The sequence below is a fragment of the Halanaerobium saccharolyticum genome, from assembly GCF_003053565.1.
GTDB lineage: Bacteria > Bacillota > Halanaerobiia > Halanaerobiales > Halanaerobiaceae > Halanaerobium > Halanaerobium saccharolyticum_B.
In genome coordinates this window covers 51,798-70,259 of the sequence record NZ_QAXS01000004.1, presented here as the reverse complement: position 1 = coordinate 70,259, position 18,462 = coordinate 51,798, and the positions used below count along the sequence as shown (strand labels likewise).

Sequence of the window (18,462 nt, the reverse complement as noted above, 5' to 3'; positions counted from 1 at the left end):
AAAATTATAAATTATTTTTCTTTATTTCCATGATTTGTTTAACAGAATTATTTTGATCATCTGTTTTGATCAAACAGGCTTCAATTTTAACCCTACCAGTACCAACTTCGTATCTAACGGGTAAGGAATTTTTCATTTTTTCAATCATCTTATCCGGTTTCATTCCCAAAATAGAATCAACAGCACCAGTTAAACCAACATCAGTAATATATGCTGTTCCTTCAGGAAAAATCTGTGCATCATTTGTCTGTACATGAGTATGAGTTCCTATGACAGCTGTTACCAGTCCATCAACAGCTCTGGCAAAGGCCATTTTTTCTCCCGTAGCTTCTGCATGAAAATCAACTAAAATAATATCCGAATCATCAATTTCTGGATAAAGTTTCATAAACTTATGATAAGGAGAATCAGCTCCCTGCATATAAACCTGACCAATTAAATTTACCACAGTTAGCTTTGTAGAATTTATTTCAATAGTCTGCCAGCCACGACCGGGATTATTGTCAGGAAAATTTAATGGTCGGATCAGTTTTGGATCCTCATCAATAAATTTAAATATATCTTTATTATCCCAGGTGTGATTTCCCATAGTAAAAAAATCTATCCCATAACCGTACAATTCCTCTGCTACTTTTTTAGTTATACCAAAACCACCAGCAGAATTTTCTCCATTAGCTATTACAAAATCAAGCTTATAGTCCTTAATCAGATCATTTAAAAAAGTTCTGACAGCACGTCTGCCGGCTCTACCAACAATATCTCCAATAAATAAAATATTCATAAAGGCTCTCCTAGTTTTTATTGTAAATTTATTAAAGGCTCCTCAAAGAGGAGCCCATTAATTTCAGAATTAGTTATTTTTATTTAGCATAATCTACTACTCTGGTTTCACGAATAATAACTACTTTAATCTGACCAGGGTAGTCGAGATTCTTTTCAATTTTCTTAGTAATATCTCTAACCATTTTAGTACTTTCAACATCATTAATTTTATCAGGCTCAACAATAACTCTAATTTCTCTTCCTGCCTGAATGGCATAGGCTTTTTCTACACCGTCAAAGGACTCACCAATTCCTTCTAAATCTTCAAGTCTCTTGATATAAGACTCTAATGTTTCTTTTCTAGCTCCTGGTCTTGCTGCTGAAATTGCATCAGCTGCTGCAACTAATACTGCCTCTACTGATTTGAATTCAACATCATTATGATGAGCTTCAATTGTATGAATTACCTTTTCGCTTTCACCATATTTTCTTGCAGTATCAACACCAATATTAACATGAGTTCCTTCCATATCGTGGTCAATTGCCTTACCGATATCGTGAAGCAGGCCTCCACGTCTTGCTAGAGTTACATCTGCACCCAGTTCAGCAGCCATAATACTTGCTAAATAGGATACTTCCATAGAGTGCTGTAATACATTCTGTCCATAACTTGTTCTGAATTTAAGTCTACCTAAAAGCTTGACCAATTCAGGATTTAAGCCGTGAACTCCTGTATCAAATGTTGCCTGTTCTCCAATTTCTTTAATGTGCTGATCTAATTCCTTCTCAGCCTTTTCAACCATTTCTTCAATTCTAGCTGGATGAATTCGACCGTCAACAATTAATTTTTCTAAAGCAATTCTTGCAATTTCGCGTCTGATTGGATCAAAACCAGATATAACAACTGCTTCAGGAGTATCATCAATAATTAAATCAATACCGGTGAGACTCTCTAAAGTTCTGATATTTCTTCCTTCACGTCCGATAATTCGACCCTTCATATCATCATTTGGAAGATTAACAACAGAAACAGTTGATTCTGTTACATGATCCGCAGCAGATCTCTGTATTGCAAGTGAAATAATCTCTCGCGCTTTCTTCTCAGATTCTTCTTTAGCCCGTGCTTCTTTTTCCTTAATCATCTTTGCGTATTCATGATCTAATTCAGATTCAACCTTATTTAAAAGGTACTCTTTGGCTTCACTTTCTGAGAAACTAGAGATCATTTCTAATTTTTCTTTCTGTTCTTTTTTGATTTCTTCAATTTCCTCTTCAGCTTTTGTTAAGTTTTTATCTCGATCTTTAATGCTCTGCTCTTTACGTTCTAAGTTCTCAGATTTTCGATCAAGATTTTCTTCTTTATGCATCAGTCTATTCTCTAACTTCTGCAGCTCATCTCTTCTTTTCTGACTTTCTTTATTTGCTTCTTCACGAATTTGATGAGCATCTTCCTTAGCTTCAAGAGTGATTTCCTTTTTCTTTGCCTTGGCATCTCTTTCTGCATCTTGGAGTATCTTCTCTGCTTCTTCTTCTGCAGACTGCATACGTGCTTTCGCAATATATTTCCTAATTAAATACCCAATTACAATTCCGAGAGGTAGGGCTATTATAAAATAAAATACACCTCCAGTAATAATATTCACCCCCTGTCCTATATTCAATTTTTTAATTTTATATTTACATTTTCTAATAATATTTTAACTTTTTTCGCAGCTTATGTCAAGAAAAGACGATAATCTGGTACTAAAAGGAAAAAGCCTGCCGCCGGCAGACTTTTAAGTCATCAATTTATATCTATTTATCTGTAATCTTATATATTAAATCATAACTAAAACCTTTATTGGCCAGATAATTTTTCAACTTATAACTTGAGCTATCTTCTTCTGTCCGTCTGCGCAACCATTTATCTTTTAAATGATTCGCCATTTCGCGTTCATCTTGATCAGATAAATAATTGTTTAAAGCGGAATTAATAATCCGTTGATTAACTCCCTTATCCTTAAGTTCTTTGTAAATCAATTTTCTCCCTCTCGGATGATGTTTCTTTCTTGACCTGATCCACATTTCTGCAAAACGTTCTTCATTTAAATAATCATTTTCCAGCAAAAAGTCAACTACTTCTTTAATAACCTCTTCACTAAAATCTTTTTTTCGCAGACGATCTTCAATTTCTTTGATTGTCCTTTCTCGGTAGCTAAGCAGTTTAAAAGCTTTATTACGAGCTTTAGAAAATTCTTTTTTATCTATTTGAGCCATTGAAAACTATTCCTCTTCCTTTTCTTTTTCACTTTCTGCTTCAACTTCTCCTTCTTCCAGGCCCACCTTAACTCTAATTTTATTGTCTATTTCTTCCATAATTTCTGGATTGTCTCTTAAAAATTCTTTTGAATTTTCTCGACCCTGACCAAGACGAACATCTCCATAAGAGTACCAGGAACCGGCTCTATCGATGATTCCAATTTCTTCACCAAGATCAAGGATACATCCCGACTGTGAAATACCAGTACCATACATAATATCAAACTGAGCATTTCTAAACGGAGCAGCTACCTTATTTTTCACAATTTTTACTTTAGCTGTACTTCCGATCATTTTATCTCCATCTTTAATAGTTTGAGATCTCCTCATTTCAATTCGGACCGAAGAATAAAACTTAAGTGCACGTCCACCGGGAGTTGTTTCCGGGTTACCAAACATAACTCCAATTTTTTCTCTAATTTGATTTATAAAAACAACTGAAGCTTTAGATTTACTGATTGCTCCTGAAAGTTTGCGCATTGCCTGAGACATCAGTCTGGCCTGCAGACCCATATGGGAATCTCCCATATCTCCCTCTAATTCTGCTTTTGGTACCAAAGCAGCTACTGAGTCAATTACAACTAAATCAACAGCATTACTGCGGACAAGTGCCTCACCTATTTCTAGAGCTTCTTCTCCACTATCTGGCTGCGAAATCAGAAGGTTATCAATATTAACCCCTAAGTTTTTCGCGTATTTAGGGTCAAGAGCATGTTCAGCATCAATAAAAGCTGCAATACCATCCAACTTTTGAGCTTCAGCAATTATATGCAGAGCCAGGGTTGTCTTACCTGATGATTCATTACCATATAACTCAATAATTCTCCCTTTTGGGATACCTCCAATACCTAAAGCTAAATCAAGAGGTAGAGCTCCTGTAGGAATAGCTTCTACATTTAACTTTTGAGAATCTCCTAATCTCATGATCGAACCCTTACCAAACTGTTTTTCAATCCTATTAACTGCTTTATTAAGTGCTTTTTCTTTATCACTAGTTGCCAAGTTTATCTTCCTCCCCAAATTTATTTTAACTGCAATTTTTGTCTTTAATTATATTATAGAACAGATGTTTAATGATTGCAAGGGCTAATTTCTATTTAATGGAAAATAATTCAATATATTCTGGGCCTGATTTTTTCAACTGACTCTGATAAAGGGTAATGCTTTCTATTCGTGCATAAATATTAAACAAATTGGGCGCAAGTAGTTCTTTTTTAATTTTAAAAGCTTCACCTTTATTTCGCCCCAGTGTTAAATGAGGAATATAATCCCGCTCATCTTTTTCAAAGCCATATTTAATAAGCTCATTTTCCAATCTCTGCTGCAGCTCAATTAGTTCTTTTTCCCCTCTGTCAAGACCGAGATAAATCACTCGGGCTGAATCAGGACTTGGAAATGCATCAAACTTAGCAAATTGAATGTATTCATTTTTTTCTTTAAAATCAATATTTTTTAAAACCTTAATTAAATTTTCTTTTTCCTGAGTTGAACTTTCACCAATAAATTTAAGAGTCAGATGCCATTTATCTTTTTCAGTCCATTTGATATCATTTTTTATTTCAGTTTTTATATAATTTAATTTATTCTCAATTAAATCTTTACTGCGAGAATTAATGTCTGCTGCTATAAATAATCTCATATTAACACCCTTTAGTTTATATCAAGTTCACTTTCTATTCTGTCCAGAAGCTCTCTGGCCTCCTGATAATTATCATTAATGTGCAGAGCCCTTCTTAATTCAGCCCTTGCTGCTTCCAGCATTTCTGCTCCATAATAGGCTTTACCCAGATAATAGCGACTTTCTGCGTATTCGGGATTATTTTCTACTGCCAGAGAAAATCTTGAAATAGCTCTGTAATATTCCTCACGCTCTAGATGTATTTTCCCTTCTCCAAGAAAGGCTTCGACATAATTAGGATTGTACTTTAAAGCCTGGCTGTAATAATTTAAGGCCTGATTTAAATCACCGTTTTCCTCAGCTACACCAGCCAGCAGATAATAGCCGTAATATGAATTTTCGTTTAATTCTACAGCAGTTTTTAGTGCCGATTCAGCCTGAGCATAATCTTCCAGTTCAAGATAGCTCTCTCCCAGTCCAATATAATAAGGAGCAAAATCCTTTCGATTTTTTATTCCCTGATTAAATATTGAAACAGCTGAATTATAATTACCTAATTTCTGATATAAATTACCCAAATTTAGAAATAGAGAAGATTGAGAACCGTTAAGCTCTAATGCTGATTCATAATATTCTACAGCCTGATTTAAATCATCCTGTTCTTCTTTGATTTTTGCAAGGTTTAAATAATCAGCAGCTGCTGGTTCAGCATCAATTATTTCCAGATATATATTTTCGGCCTGCTCCAGTTCTTGAGTTTCTAAATAGGCATAAGCAAGATCTCTTTTAAAATCATTACTTTTAATCCCCAGTTCTTCCGCTTTTTCTAGATATTTTAAAGCTTCCTCAAAATCAGCACTGTCAAATTGATTGTTTTTATTTAAATACAATTCTGCAATTCTCCAGTTTAAATTGCCGCTCTGAAAACCGAGTTCATTCATCTCTTCCAGATAGTCAACAGCTTTAGAAGTCTGGTAGCGGTTGATAGCTGTCATAGTTGAATAATAAAGAACACTGAATTCTAGACCTTCATCCAAATCTTCTCCTTTAAGAAGATTAGTGAATTTTTCCTCTGCCAGAGCATAATTTCCAGAATTATAATTATCTAAGGCCTCATTAAATATTTCCGCTGTTGTCTTTTCCTGTTCAGTTTCGACTGCCTCCTGTGCCAGAACAGAATTAGAGAAAGAAAAAATTAAAAAGATAATGATAGTTAAATAAAAAGTTTTTTTAAGCATTTTAATTTTCCTCACTTCCTTTAATTAATTTATAAATCTCAAAAAGTACCACCTGTGAAGCATAATAACGATTTAATTCTCTGCCGTAATTTTTTTGAAGTTCTATGATTTTAAGCTTTCCTCTAAAAGCAAGAGCTAAGAACATGGTTCCAGCTTTTTTTCCCTCGTGGGCTTCAGGCCCTGCAGCTCCAGTTGTGGCAGCTGTAAGATCAGCAGCAAAAATTTCTGCTGCATTTTCGGCCATCGTCTGAACACACTCTCTACTGACAGTGCCATATCTATCTAAAAGCTCAGCTTCAATATCAAGCAGCTTACTTTTTATCTTTTTATTATAAGCAACTACTGAACCTAAAAAATATTTTGAACTGCCTGCTTTTTCAGTCAGTATCTCTGCAATTAAACCACCGGTAAAAGATTCCGCAGTGGCAATTTTAATATTCTTTTCAATTAATAACTCATGAACTTTATCAACTATGCTCTGCCGATCCTCACCATATAAATAATCAACAAACTCTGATCTGATAACCGCACTGGACTGATCTAAAACTTTATTTTTTTCTTCTCGGTTCAGGCTGCAGTTCTGATCAAGCTTCAGCCGCATTTTAACTTCAGCTTTTCCTGCCTGATAGCTAATCTTTAGATTAGAGTTAAGATCCAATTTGCTGAGTTCAGAAGCCAGAGTCGATTCGCCAATGCCAATAAAGTTAAATTCTCGAATTAAAGGTCGATTTTTATCTTTCTTTTTTAAATCATCTAATATCTTATTTTTAAATAAATATTTTAATTCTGATGGAACACCAGGCAGCAGATAAAATATCTTATTTTCTTTTTCAATTTTTAAAGCAGGAGCAGTCCCCTTTTCATTGGTAATAATTTCTGCTCCTTCGGGGATATATGCCTGCGATAAATTATTAGAACTCATACCTGAACCATGATTACAGAATATATCTTTTAAGTTGTCCTCGATTGCTTTTGAATAAATTAAATTTAAATTTAACACTTCTGCAAATGCTTCTTTAGTCAGATCATCTTCTGTAGGTCCTAAGCCTCCTGTTATAAAAATTAAATCTGCTGATTGGGCAGCATAGTCAATTGTTTTTTTTATGCTCTCTTTCTGATCTCCACAGATCAAAATGTTTTCTGGTTCAAAACCAAATTCACTTAAATTTTCTGCTAAAAAACTTGAATTGCTGTCCTGGACAAGCCCGGTTATTAATTCCGAGCCAGTTGCTACGATTGCAGTCTTCAATATAAACACCTCATTCTAATTATATCATTTTAAAAAAAGAAAATCGACCCATTTAAGGTCGATTGGATTAAAATCAGATTAAATTTATCAAATTAATGTAATAATAACTTTTAAAATAATAAGAGAAGTCAAACCAGCCAGAATATCATCGAGCATTACTCCCCAGCCAGAAGGTAAATCCTGAACTTTATCGATCAGCCAGGGTTTAGTTATATCAAAAACTCGAAAGAGGATAAAACCGCCTACTAATACAGGAATACTTGTCTTTAAAGTGTAAAAAGTTAATAACTGTCCGGCCATCTCATCAATAACAATTTTACTGTCATCTTTGATCCCTGTCTGTCTTTCTTCAAAATTTGCAACTGCTATTCCCCCAATTGAAAGAGCTGATATCAAATAAATATTATTTAAAATTGGAAAGAAAAATAGAAGCAGGACCATTAATAATGATCCCCAGGTCCCGGGTGCAGCTGGAAGATGACCACTGTAAAAACCACTTGCCAGCAAATGATTTATTTTTTTAAGCATAGTTACCTCCCTTAAGAATAATCAACCTCTGCGGCAGCAAAATAAGTATAGCCAGAATAAATTGTAATTATTACCGTTAACCAGATTAATAACTCAGTTAAAAGAAATGGAAAATTAATAATTTGTGGATTAATGATAAGCACAATAGCAGTAATCATCTGGATTGTAGTTTTGGTTTTACCCCAAATATTTGCTGGAATTACTGAGCCCTGATCTGCTGCAACCACTCTTAAGCCAGTTACTGCAAGTTCCCTTGCCACTATAATTACTAACGGCCAGGTAGAAAGCACTCCGGTCTGCACAAAAGCTGTAAAAACTCCAATAATTAATAGTTTGTCTGCCAGTGGATCTAAAATTTTACCAAGGGTAGTTATCAGATTATGTTTGCGGGCATAATAACCATCAAACTTATCAGTTAGAGCAGCCAGACTAAAGACAACCAGAGCTGCAATACTGGTACTTAAAGTATTTACTAAAAGCAGATAAATAATTACTGGAACCAGCAGAATTCTTAGAACAGAAAGTTTATTTGGTAGATTCATCCTCAATCTCTCCTATTAAATCATAATGGAAGGCTTCTTTTATTAGAGCCTGATAGATTTCTCCAATTTCAAGCTCTGCCTCATTTTTAGAAATATAAATCTGATTATCTATTTCCGGTGAATCATAACGAGACCTGGCCAGGTAATTTTCCTGATCCTGATCTTCAATGATCACTTCAATCTTGCGCCCGATTAATTCCCTGTTTTTGGCCAGAGAAATTTCCTGCTGCAGCTGCATAATTTCTTCTTTTCTTTCTGCTTTAATTTCTTCCGGAACTCGATTGTCTAAATTATAGGCTGCAGTCCCCTCTTCGCGAGAAAACTCAAAAACACCAAGCCTGTCGAATTTAAACTTTTCAACAAATTTTTTCAAATTCTGAAAGTCCTGCTCGTTTTCGCCCGGAAAACCAGCAATCAGAGATGTTCTAATTTTTGCATCAGGAATCTTATTTCTAATCTTATTTATTATATTAGCGATATCTTCTTCATTTCCTTTGCGATTCATTAACTTTCTTATCTTTTGGGAAGAATGCTGGATCGGCAGGTCAAAATAATTACAGATTTTCTCTTCTTCAGCGAAAACTTCAATTATTTCGTCAGTTATAAACTCCGGATAACTGTATAAAACTCTAATCCATTTAATTCCTTCCACTTCAGCCAGGCGCTTTAAAAGTGGTGCCAGAGCAGAACGACCGTAAATATCTACTCCGTACTGAGTTGTATCCTGGGCAATTATAATTAATTCTTTAATTCCTGATTCAGCTATTTTTTCTGCTTCTGCTGCAATATCAGCAATAGATCTGCTCTTTACTGCCCCTCTAATCTGGGGAATACTGCAGTATGTGCAGTTATTATTACAGCCTTCTGCAATTTTTAAATATGCATAAACATCATTGTCTAACTCTCTGGGCAGCGAAGAACTGTAATCAAAACCGGCTTCCTCAATTCCACCTGTATCTTTACCCTCAAGACTCTCTCTGATAACCTCTGCTATTTTATCAAAATTTGAGGTTCCTAAGACAGCATCTATTTCGGGAATATCAGCTTCCAGCTCTTCACTGTAGCGCTGAGTCAGACAGCCGGTTACAACAACCGATTTACAGTTGTACTGTTTTTTATATTCAAGAGCAGCCAAAATTGTTTCAATAGACTCTTCTTTTGCATCCTGAATAAAACCACAGGTATTAATAATTATAACTTCTGCCTCTTCAAAACTATCTGTATATAAAAAATCATCTTCTCCTCTTAAAAAACCATTCATATGCTGACTGTCAACTTCATTTTTAGGACAGCCTAACGTCATTAAAGAATATCTTATCATTTTTACTCCTTTATAGTGTCAAAATTTAAATTTAAATATATATTATTCCAGATTTAATAGCTCTATAACTACAAAAAAGCCCTCAAAGGGCTTTGATTCTAAAATGGTCGGGCTATCCGGATTTGAACCGGAGACCTCTACACCCCCAGTGTAGCGCGCTACCAAGCTGCGCCATAGCCCGTTGTCAACAAGAAATATTATATATAAATTAAGTCTTTTTGTCAAATTAAATTTTGGATATTTATTTTATAAAATCCAGTTTTTTTAAATACTCCATAGTCTGATCAGGATAATCTGTTACCACAAAAACTTCCTGCAGGGAGGAGCTGTTTTTCGCAATTAGTTTAATCCCACTTCTGGTATTATACTTAAGCTGAATATAAGCTGGGGTTCCACTACCCTTTCTTCGATTAATCCTTCCCGGAATAATACTCTTAACAAGCTTTGAAAGAGCAATATCTTCCAGCAGGGGTAATATATCTTCAATTATAGTATGTTCCTGTTTGATTTTATTCTGCCTGTACTTATTTGCCAAATTAATCACATCCTTTATTAATTATAGCATCGAAAGATAAGCTCCGCAAATTATTAAAACTCGGGGCTGATCAACAAAAAAGAAAAATACCTGTAAAAAGAAAAAAAGAAGCCGTAATCGACTTCCCTATTGTTTAATGGAGCTGATGACCAGACTTGAACTGGTAACCTGCTCATTACAAGTGAGCTGCTCTACCAATTGAGCTACATCAGCACAGTATTAAATTAAAAATGGCAGGGGAGACAGGAGTTGAACCTGCAACCAATGGATTTGGAGTCCACTACTCTGCCAGTTGAGCTACTCCCCTAAAAATCAAAAATGGAGCTGATGACCAGACTTGAACTGGTAACCTGCTCATTACAAGTGAGCTGCTCTACCAATTGAGCTACATCAGCACAGTATTAAATTAAAAAAATGGCAGGGGAGACAGGAGTTGAACCTGCAACCAATGGATTTGGAGTCCACTACTCTGCCAGTTGAGCTACTCCCCTAAGACGAGGCGTTTTTCAATCAAGCAATAACTATTATAATAGAGTTAAAGGTATAGGTCAAGTGTTATTATTGGAATTATGATACTTCAGACCAATTTAATAGCTTTTTTCTTGAAAATACTTGATTATACCCTGATTTTCATTAATTTTTAGCTGGATATTTATTAAAAAAATTCTAAATATTCCACTTTTCTCCTGTTAAATTGTAAGCTGTAATACATCTGATATATTTTTTCTAAAATGTTATAAATAACTTGAAATTAGTTTGAGAATATATTATCATATATATCGTAAAAGTTAAATATTTTGTAATATGAGGTGGTTATAATGGAAAAACATGATTTAATAGTAATCGGAATGGGTCCTGCTGGAATGGCAGTTACAGCAATGGCTGCAAATATGGGACTGGATGTTCTCTCAATTGAAAAACATAAAGTTGGTGGGGAATGTCTAAACTACGGCTGTGTTCCCAGCAAAGCTTTATTAAAAGCGGGAGAGGTAAATGAAGTTGCTGAAAATTTAAGACAGTATGGTATAAAATTAGCTGGTAAAACTGAAATCGAAAATCCTTTAGAAATTGTTAGAAAAAAAGTTGGAGAAATCAGCGGCAACAAAACAATGAAGGCTTTTGAAAGAGCAAAGTTAATTGTCGACCAGGGGGAAGCTAAATTTGTTGACAAAAAAGTAGTTGAAGTAGCTGGGAAAAAATATACTGCTGATAAGATCTTTATTGCAACAGGTACTGAGCCAATGATTCCACCAATTCCTGGATTGAAAGATGTTCCCCGTTTAACTAATTTGAATATTTTTGAGCAGGAAGATATACCCGAAACTCTAACAATTATTGGTGGAGGTGCAATCGGATCAGAAATGGCTCAGGCTTTTTCCAGATTGGGATCTAAGGTAAATATGTTCCAGATTGATGATCATCTGGTGCCAACTGGTGATGAAGAAGCTGGAAGAGTACTGGAAGAAAAGTTTAAAAAAGAAGGTATTGGTGTTCACAACAGCACTGGAATCAACAAAGTTGAAGAAAAAGACGGTAAAATCATTACCCATACAGATGTAGGAGCATTTGAATCTGACAAAATTTTAGTAGCTACTGGTAGAAAAGCTGTTTTAGATCCTTTAAAACTGGATAATGCAGGGATTGAATATGGTAAGTCCGGCATCAAGGTTAATAGAAAGCTGGAAACTAATGTTAAGGGAGTATATGCTGTCGGTGACTGTAATGGTAAGGCTCTACTCTCTCATGCTGCTATGCACCAGGGAATGCTGGCTTTAATGAATGCTATCAATCCAACTCCAATTAAACAATTTAATTATGATGATTATCTGGTTCCCTGGTCTGTATTTACTAAACCAGAAATTGCTCAGGCAGGAATCACAGAAAAAGAGGCAAACGAAAAAGGCCTAAATTATCAGATTGTAAAAGAAAGATATGAAGATTATGGCCGTGCAATTGCAGATGGTAAACCTGAAGGTTTTGTAAAAGTAATTACCAACAGCAAAGGAAAAATATTTGGAGCTACAATTGTTGGTGAAGCAGCCAGTGAGCTGATCCATGAATGGATCTTAGCAATTCAGCATGATATTTCAATGTTTGATATTATGATGACTCAGCACTCCTTCCCCACTATTTCTCTAATGAATAAGCGGGTTGCAGAAAAATGGATGATGAATAAAACTGACTCTGGAATAATTCCTAAACTCGCAAAAAAACTTATCTAGAATAAAAAGCAGGCATCTGCCTGCTTTTTTTAATTCCTCTTTTTAATAGCAACTACTTCCGGTGGTGGCCCCGGCTGATTAAGAAATTTATAATTTAAAACATTATATTTTTTATAATCCAGATCAGTTACATAATCCAGAACTGCCTCTCTTTCCTCATCTCCTCCATCATGACCGCTGTAAATAACAAGAACAACAACTCCGTCCTTTTTAAGCAGCACAACTGCTTTTTTTAAAGCTCTAATTGTACTTTTAGACTTTGTAATGATCTCTTTATTTCCTCCCGGCAGATATCCAAGGTTAAAAATAGCAGCTGAAATTTCCTCATTTAAATATTGATCAAGCTCAGCGTGACTGTCTTTAATTAATTCAACATTCTCTTCCAATTCAGCTTCCTGCAGCAGTTTTTTTGTATTAGCAATGGCTTCTTTTTGAATATCAAAAGAAAAAACTCTCCCCTCTGCCCCAACCAGCTCAGCTAAAAACTTTGTATCATGACCATTGCCAGCTGTAGCATCAAGAGCTTTATCCCCAGATTTAAGTGCTTCCCTTAATAAAAAATGTGAAAAATCAACTGCATTAAATAAATTGTTTGACATAAAAATCACTCTCTCTCATAAAATTTTATTTAAAGCTTTATAAGTCCGAAAAGACTTAAAAAAAATAGTATTCACTACTTAATTTACTATCAAAGTCAATAATCAGCATCAAATTAAATTGACCATCTGCTGAAGTTACTATATACTATTAATTGTGCTTGTGAAAAAGCTATCTGCCCTCATCGTCTAGGGGTCCAGGACACCAGGTTTTCATCCTGGCGGCAGGGGTTCGAATCCCCTTGAGGGTACCATTTAATAACTAAGAAGTAAGATGTCAGAAGTAAGATAGAATTATATTGTTTTCCTATCTCCGACTTCCTAACTCTTATTTCTAATATGGAGGGGTGCCCGAGTGGTTAAAGGGAGCAGACTGTAAATCTGCCGGCGATGCCTACAAAGGTTCAAATCCTTTCCCCTCCACCATTACTTTGAATATTTAAAACACCCGTAAAAACGGGTGTTTTTTTATTTGCTATTTAATTTTACAAAATAAAGAGAAATACTTAATCTCTAAGATTATTAATTCTAATTTCCTGATCTTGATTAATAAACTCTACTTCTGCTATTTCTCCATTTCCAGCCCAGGGACCATAAATTTCTCCATTTATTTCAGCGGTAATGGCATTTCCGTTTCCTATTTTTATATAAAGTCTCTCATCTACTTCAAATTCGCGCTGATCTCCATCCTCTAAAATTCCGCTAAACACGTTTTCTCCATCAAGATCTACAGTAACCCAAACTGTGTCAGTTGCTGAAAAGGCCAGAGTGTTGTCAAAATCAGCATCAGCAGCTTCCTCAACAGAATTGACTGCGTTTTCAGCTTCAGCTATTTCTGCTTCTGTTTGAGAACTTTCTGCTGAAGATTCAGCTTCCATACCAGTGTCAGCATCCTCATTATCTGCTGGAGTTTCCACTTTCGGTTCACTCTCTTCAATATCTGATTCTTCCGAAATGATTATTTCATTGATCTGATTCTGTTCCTGAGAGTTTAAGCCATTCATTTCCTGAAAATTATTCTGGTCAATTATTTCCGTGTTTTCTTCGGTAAGTACTTCTGAGTCAAATGAATCAAACAAATTATCAGTCAGTTCATTTTCAAATGAATCATCATTAAAGATTTCTAATTCAGAAGCTGATTCGTTTTCAGAATTAGCTGCTGACTCCTCTAAATCCTCTTCTTCAGCTGCTGAGGCTGAACCATTATTATTTTCCACTTCTAAAAGTTCTGATTCTTCTTCTATATTCTCCTGAGTTCTGTTCTGCTGGTTAAGTAATCTTATTTCGGAGTTATTAACATACTGATAAGTATAAACTGCCGCAGCACCTAAAAATAATATTAAAAGAATAATAAAAATAATTTTTAATGGATTTTTTTTGTTTTTCTTCTGATTATTACTGGAAACTTTAGTTCCGTTTAAATAATCTTTTTGTAGATTGCTTTCCTTTTCTTCTTTAATATTTAAAATTGGATAATTTTCAAGCAAAGCCTGGTAATTAATATCCACTTCTCTAGCATAACCTTTTATAAAAACTTTTAAATAAACATTTCCAGGAAGTATATCAAAATTATTTTCTTCAATTGCTTCCAGATATTTTTTTCTGATTTTGGTTTCTTCCTGAATATCATCTAAGCTTAAGCCCTTTTCCTGTCTGGCTTTCTTTAACAATGTACCCAGTTCGAGTTCCATTTCTTCCAATTTATTGTCCTCCTTATGCACTAATTGCACTGCTGCAGCTTTTAATATTTATTGGTTAATTTACTTAAAATTCAAAGTAGATAAACACTATTTATTATTATAACATACTTTAGTAATTAATTTAATCTTTTTTAGTGTATTTTTTATTTTATAGCGTAAAAAAACAGAGACAGCATTAGAATACTGTCCCTGTTGAAAGATCACATTTTTTATTTTATTATTTTTCACCTTTATAATATGGCTCACCAGAAGCTGCAGGTGGAATAGATTTACCGAAAAATCCAGCCAGTACAACTAGAGTAAGCACATATGGTATCGCACTAATTAATTCAGATGGGATGAAGGCAAAATCAACTCTAACCGCAATCGCTTCAGCAAAACCAAAGAGCATAGCTGCCCCAAAGGCTCCAAAGGGATGCCATTTACCAAAGATCATTGCTGCCAGAGCAATAAAACCACGGCCAGCTGACATCTCTCTGACAAAGGCACTACCATCACCTATTGAGAGGTGGGCTCCAGCTAAACCGGCTAAAACACCACTAATTAAAACACTAATGAATCTCCATTTATTGACACTGATCCCTAAAGTATCTGCCGCTGCTGGATGTTCTCCAATTGAGCGAATCCTTAAGCCCCAGTGGGTCTTAAAGAAGATAAACCAGACTACTGGTACTAAAATTAAAGCAATATAAGTTATTGGATTAAAGCGAACTCCAAAAAGTCTATAGGCCGGTAATCTGCCAACCATTGGTGAAGTACCTTTAACACCAAATAAGACCTGTAATAAGAAAATTGTAATCCCGGAAGCAAAAATATTAATACCGGTACCAACAACAATCTGATTGGCCTTAAAAGTTACACAGACAAGTGCCAGAATCGCTGCAAAAGCTAGACCAGCTATCATCGAATAAAGCACACCAATCCAGGGGCTGCCAGTGCTGGCACTACCATAAACAGCAGCAAAAGCTCCAATTAATATCATACCTTCTAAAGCAATGTTAACAACTCCGGATCTTTCAGAGAAAATACCTCCCAAAGCAGCCAGAATCAAAGGAGTAGCAAAGCGAAAACTGGCTAAAAATAATGATAGAGAAAATATCTGTTTTAATGTATCCATTATTCAACCCCTCCTTTTGCTTTTCTTTTTGCAAGATAAACTTTAAATACCTGGAGGGCTGCAACAAAGAAAATTACCAGTGCCTGTATCAGCATTACAATTTCAGATGGAATACCTGAAAACTGCATTTCCAGACCACCCTGTGCCAGTGCTCCAAATAAAATACCACCTAAGATGACTCCAATTGGGTGAGTCTGACCGATTAGGGCAACAGCGATTCCTGTGAAACCATAACCAGCGTCCATACCCTGCATAAAACTTAAATGAGTTCCTAAAACTTCTCCGACACCAGCCAGACCTGCAACAGCACCACTGATGAACATAGCAGTAATAATACCTTTACTGGCATTAATCCCACCATATTCTGCTCCATCTGGGTTAAAACCAACTGCTCTCATCTCATAACCGAGAGTTGTTTTAAATAATAAATACCATAAAATAACGGCTGCTATCAATGCCAGAAAAAAGTTAATATGAAGCCTGATTGCAGGCTGAGCAAATAATTCTGCAAATGGCAAATTAGATAACAGTGGATAATCCATAATATTTTTAAAGTTAAACATCGAAGCCGATTCCATTATTCTCGGAGTAGCTGGTCGACCTGTATCTCTAAAAATATTAATACCATAATTAATAGTTAGAGCAATTGCAATGTGATTTAACATAATCGTTGCAATAACCTCGTGAACATCCATTTTAGCCTTTAAAAAGCCCGGCAGACCTCCCCAGAGACCTCCAACAAGCATCCCGGCAATAATAGCAAACGGTAAATGAATAAAAGCCGGTAAAGAAGTAAAATAAAAACCGACAACTCCAGCAGTAAATCCCCCCATTAACAGCTGTCCCTCAGCTCCAATATTAAAGAGTCCAGCTCTAAAAGGAAGAGCTACAGCAAGTCCAGTTAAAATCAGTGGAGTTGAGCGCCATAATGTATTCGCTATTGCACTAAAATTACCAAAAGCCCCTATGTAAAGAGCTGAATAGGCGTCCAGAGGAGATTTATCAGTTAAGAAAATAAATAAAGTACCTACAATTAATGCAATTACTATTGATAATAAAGATAAACCTAAATCAGTTAAAACAGATTTTATTTTTTCTGAATAGTTATTCATTACTCTCACCTCCCGCTTCAGCTTTAGAACCGGTCATTAATTTACCGAGTTCTCTTTCATTTGTCTCTGAAGCTTTTAAAACATCAACAATTTCTCCTTCAAAAATTACTGCAATTCGATCACTTAATGATAATACCTCACTTAATTCTGCTGAAACTAATAAAACTCCGGCTCCATTATCACGCCTGTCTATAATTTGTTTGTGGATAAATTCAATTGAACCAACATCTACTCCGCGAGTAGGCTGAGAAGCAATTAAAAACTCAGGGTCATGTGAAAATTCTCGAGCTACAATCAATTTCTGCTGATTACCACCAGATAGATTTTTAGCCTGGGCTTCCATCCCACCACCGCGAACATCATACTTTTCAATTAAATCCTGTGTATATTGAGCCACATTATCATAATTCATAATTCCGTTTTTAGAAAATGGTTCTAAATCATGATAGCCTAAAATAATATTTTCTTTTAAATCAAAATCCATGATTAGGCCGCGTTTCTGTCTATCTTCCGGAATATGAGCCACTTTTTCCCTTTTAATCTCACGGGCATTATATTTTGTAATATCCTTACCGCGCAGTTCAACTTTACCACTTTCAATTTTTCTAAGCCCGGTTATAGCTTCTACTAATTCTGACTGGCCGTTACCCTCAACACCAGCAATACCTAAAATTTCACCCTTGCGAACTGAAAGTGATATATCCTTAACAACAGGGATATCTCTATTGTCTTTTACATTTAAATTCTCAACATTAAAAATTTCATCACCAGGTTTTGCTTCAGTTTTTTCAACTTCTAATAAAACCTGACGTCCAACCATGAGTTCAGCCACATCTTCCTTTGTGACATCAGCTGTATTTACAGTATCAATACTTTTTCCACTTCTTAAAACAGTAATCCGATCAGAAATGGTTTTAACCTCTTTTAATTTGTGGGTAATAAAAATTATTGTCTTACCCTGCTCTTTTAAAGATCTAAAAATTTCAAATAATTCATCAATTTCCTGAGGAGTTAAAACAGCAGTTGGCTCATCAAAAATTAAAAGCTCTGCTCCCCGATATAAGGTTTTAATAATCTCGACACGCTGCTGCATCCCAACAGAAATATCCTGAATTTTAGCATCAGGGTCAACAAAAAGACCGTATTTATTTGAAATATCCTGAACTTCTTTTTTGGCGGTTTTTTGATCCAACATTAAGCCGCTGCGGGGTTCATTACCGAGGACAATATTTTCTGTTACCGTCAGGGGATCTACCAGCATAAAATGCTGATGGACCATTCCAATTCCTAATTCAATTGCATCCTGAGGCCCGTCTAAATTAATTTTATTACCTTCATAATAAACCTGACCACCATCTGGGTCATAAAGTCCATACAAAACATTCATCAAAGTTGTTTTACCTGCACCATTTTCTCCAACAAGGGCATGGATTTCTCCCTTTTTAATTGATAAATTTACATTATCATTTGCTTTGACACCTGGAAATATTTTAGTTATATTCTGCATATCTAAAATATAATTATCTTCCCTGGCCATGATTATTCCTCCCTAAAATATACTAAAAATTAATTGGGCTCTGCTAGAAAGCAGAGCCCTTTAAGTTAAATATAATTTGTACTAATT

17 protein-coding genes and 7 tRNA genes are annotated in these 18,462 nt (G+C 35.2%); 3 read left to right on the top strand and 21 right to left on the bottom strand.

Translation table 11 applies throughout. The features are described from left to right. Window positions 1-4: 4 nt before the first annotated feature. The 16 genes from C8C76_RS02720 to C8C76_RS02645 form a co-directional block, all read right to left on the bottom strand. Entirely contained in the window at window positions 5-781 is a 777-nt protein-coding gene (locus C8C76_RS02720) for a TIGR00282 family metallophosphoesterase (RefSeq protein ID WP_108138421.1), read from the bottom strand. A 79-nt stretch (window positions 782-860) separates the two neighbouring features. Then, window positions 861-2,405 carry a ribonuclease Y gene (gene rny, locus C8C76_RS02715; RefSeq protein WP_108138419.1) on the bottom strand — a complete coding sequence of 515 codons (1,545 nt, stop codon included), beginning with the start codon at window positions 2,403-2,405 and terminating at the stop codon, window positions 861-863. A 151-nt stretch (window positions 2,406-2,556) separates the two neighbouring features. Continuing rightward, window positions 2,557-3,018: a regulatory protein RecX gene (locus C8C76_RS02710; protein WP_108138417.1), complete on the bottom strand. Its 462-nt coding sequence runs from the start codon at window positions 3,016-3,018 to the stop codon at window positions 2,557-2,559. A gap of 6 nt (window positions 3,019-3,024) precedes the next feature. Further along, window positions 3,025-4,062 carry a recombinase RecA gene (gene recA, locus C8C76_RS02705; RefSeq protein ID WP_108138415.1) on the bottom strand — a complete coding sequence of 346 codons (1,038 nt, stop codon included), beginning with the start codon at window positions 4,060-4,062 and terminating at the stop codon, window positions 3,025-3,027. A 91-nt stretch (window positions 4,063-4,153) separates the two neighbouring features. Then, complete coding sequence (gene thpR / locus C8C76_RS02700) at window positions 4,154-4,699, bottom strand: RNA 2',3'-cyclic phosphodiesterase (protein ID WP_108138414.1); 546 nt, start codon at window positions 4,697-4,699, stop codon at window positions 4,154-4,156. An 11-nt stretch (window positions 4,700-4,710) separates the two neighbouring features. Then, window positions 4,711-5,916, bottom strand: coding sequence for a tetratricopeptide repeat protein (locus tag C8C76_RS02695; protein ID WP_108138529.1), 1,206 nt, complete (start codon window positions 5,914-5,916; stop codon window positions 4,711-4,713). Between the two features lies 1 nt (window position 5,917). After that, window positions 5,918-7,165 carry a competence/damage-inducible protein A gene (locus C8C76_RS02690; RefSeq protein WP_108138405.1) on the bottom strand — a complete coding sequence of 416 codons (1,248 nt, stop codon included), beginning with the start codon at window positions 7,163-7,165 and terminating at the stop codon, window positions 5,918-5,920. Window positions 7,166-7,252: 87 nt separating this feature from the next. Next, entirely contained in the window at window positions 7,253-7,693 is a 441-nt protein-coding gene (locus tag C8C76_RS02685) for a phosphatidylglycerophosphatase A family protein (RefSeq protein ID WP_108138403.1), read from the bottom strand. Between the two features lie 11 nt (window positions 7,694-7,704). Next, complete coding sequence (gene pgsA, locus C8C76_RS02680) at window positions 7,705-8,235, bottom strand: CDP-diacylglycerol--glycerol-3-phosphate 3-phosphatidyltransferase (RefSeq protein ID WP_108138401.1); 531 nt, start codon at window positions 8,233-8,235, stop codon at window positions 7,705-7,707. Beyond that, a complete protein-coding gene (rimO, locus tag C8C76_RS02675; RefSeq protein WP_108138399.1) occupies window positions 8,219-9,556 on the bottom strand; it encodes a 30S ribosomal protein S12 methylthiotransferase RimO in 1,338 nt (445 codons plus the stop codon). The genes pgsA and rimO overlap by 17 nt, the downstream gene beginning before the upstream one ends. Window positions 9,557-9,660: 104 nt before the next feature. Next, a tRNA-Pro gene (locus tag C8C76_RS02670) sits at window positions 9,661-9,737 on the bottom strand. 60 nt (window positions 9,738-9,797) lie between these two features. Further along, window positions 9,798-10,091: a DUF2103 domain-containing protein gene (locus C8C76_RS02665; protein WP_108138397.1), complete on the bottom strand. Its 294-nt coding sequence runs from the start codon at window positions 10,089-10,091 to the stop codon at window positions 9,798-9,800. Window positions 10,092-10,228: 137 nt separating this feature from the next. Continuing rightward, window positions 10,229-10,304 (bottom strand) — tRNA-Thr (locus tag C8C76_RS02660). A gap of 18 nt (window positions 10,305-10,322) precedes the next feature. Then, a tRNA-Trp gene (locus C8C76_RS02655) sits at window positions 10,323-10,398 on the bottom strand. 12 nt (window positions 10,399-10,410) lie between these two features. Beyond that, window positions 10,411-10,486: transfer RNA gene (locus C8C76_RS02650), tRNA-Thr, on the bottom strand. 20 nt (window positions 10,487-10,506) lie between these two features. After that, window positions 10,507-10,582, bottom strand: a tRNA-Trp gene (locus tag C8C76_RS02645). A gap of 327 nt (window positions 10,583-10,909) precedes the next feature. On the opposite strand from C8C76_RS02645, the gene C8C76_RS02640 reads away from it, so the two are divergent. Continuing rightward, window positions 10,910-12,313, top strand: a complete 1,404-nt coding sequence (locus C8C76_RS02640; RefSeq protein WP_108138395.1) for a dihydrolipoyl dehydrogenase family protein — start codon at window positions 10,910-10,912, stop codon at window positions 12,311-12,313. Between the two features lie 29 nt (window positions 12,314-12,342). On the opposite strand, the gene C8C76_RS02635 is transcribed toward C8C76_RS02640, so the two are convergent. Then, window positions 12,343-12,912 (bottom strand): class I SAM-dependent methyltransferase, encoded by a 570-nt coding sequence (locus C8C76_RS02635; RefSeq protein ID WP_108138393.1) that lies wholly within the window; start codon window positions 12,910-12,912, stop codon window positions 12,343-12,345. Window positions 12,913-13,087: 175 nt separating this feature from the next. On the opposite strand from C8C76_RS02635, the gene C8C76_RS02630 reads away from it, so the two are divergent. Together C8C76_RS02630 and C8C76_RS02625 are read left to right on the top strand one after the other, a co-directional pair. Then, window positions 13,088-13,163, top strand: a tRNA-Glu gene (locus C8C76_RS02630). An 87-nt stretch (window positions 13,164-13,250) separates the two neighbouring features. After that, window positions 13,251-13,335: transfer RNA gene (locus C8C76_RS02625), tRNA-Tyr, on the top strand. A gap of 80 nt (window positions 13,336-13,415) precedes the next feature. Here C8C76_RS02625 and C8C76_RS02620 read toward each other — a convergent pair. From C8C76_RS02620 to C8C76_RS02605, 4 genes are all read right to left on the bottom strand, one after another. Continuing rightward, a complete protein-coding gene (locus tag C8C76_RS02620; protein ID WP_243733970.1) occupies window positions 13,416-14,600 on the bottom strand; it encodes a helix-turn-helix domain-containing protein in 1,185 nt (394 codons plus the stop codon). Window positions 14,601-14,826: 226 nt separating this feature from the next. Continuing rightward, window positions 14,827-15,726 carry an ABC transporter permease gene (locus C8C76_RS02615; protein WP_108138389.1) on the bottom strand — a complete coding sequence of 300 codons (900 nt, stop codon included), beginning with the start codon at window positions 15,724-15,726 and terminating at the stop codon, window positions 14,827-14,829. Beyond that, window positions 15,726-16,838, bottom strand: a complete 1,113-nt coding sequence (locus C8C76_RS02610) for an ABC transporter permease (RefSeq protein ID WP_108138387.1) — start codon at window positions 16,836-16,838, stop codon at window positions 15,726-15,728. Before C8C76_RS02610 ends, C8C76_RS02615 begins: the two co-directional genes overlap by 1 nt. Continuing rightward, the gene (locus C8C76_RS02605) at window positions 16,831-18,375 is read right to left on the bottom strand and encodes an ABC transporter ATP-binding protein (RefSeq protein ID WP_108138385.1); all 1,545 of its coding nucleotides are present in this window, start codon (window positions 18,373-18,375) and stop codon (window positions 16,831-16,833) included. The genes C8C76_RS02610 and C8C76_RS02605 overlap by 8 nt, the downstream gene beginning before the upstream one ends. Window positions 18,376-18,462: the final 87 nt, after the last annotated feature.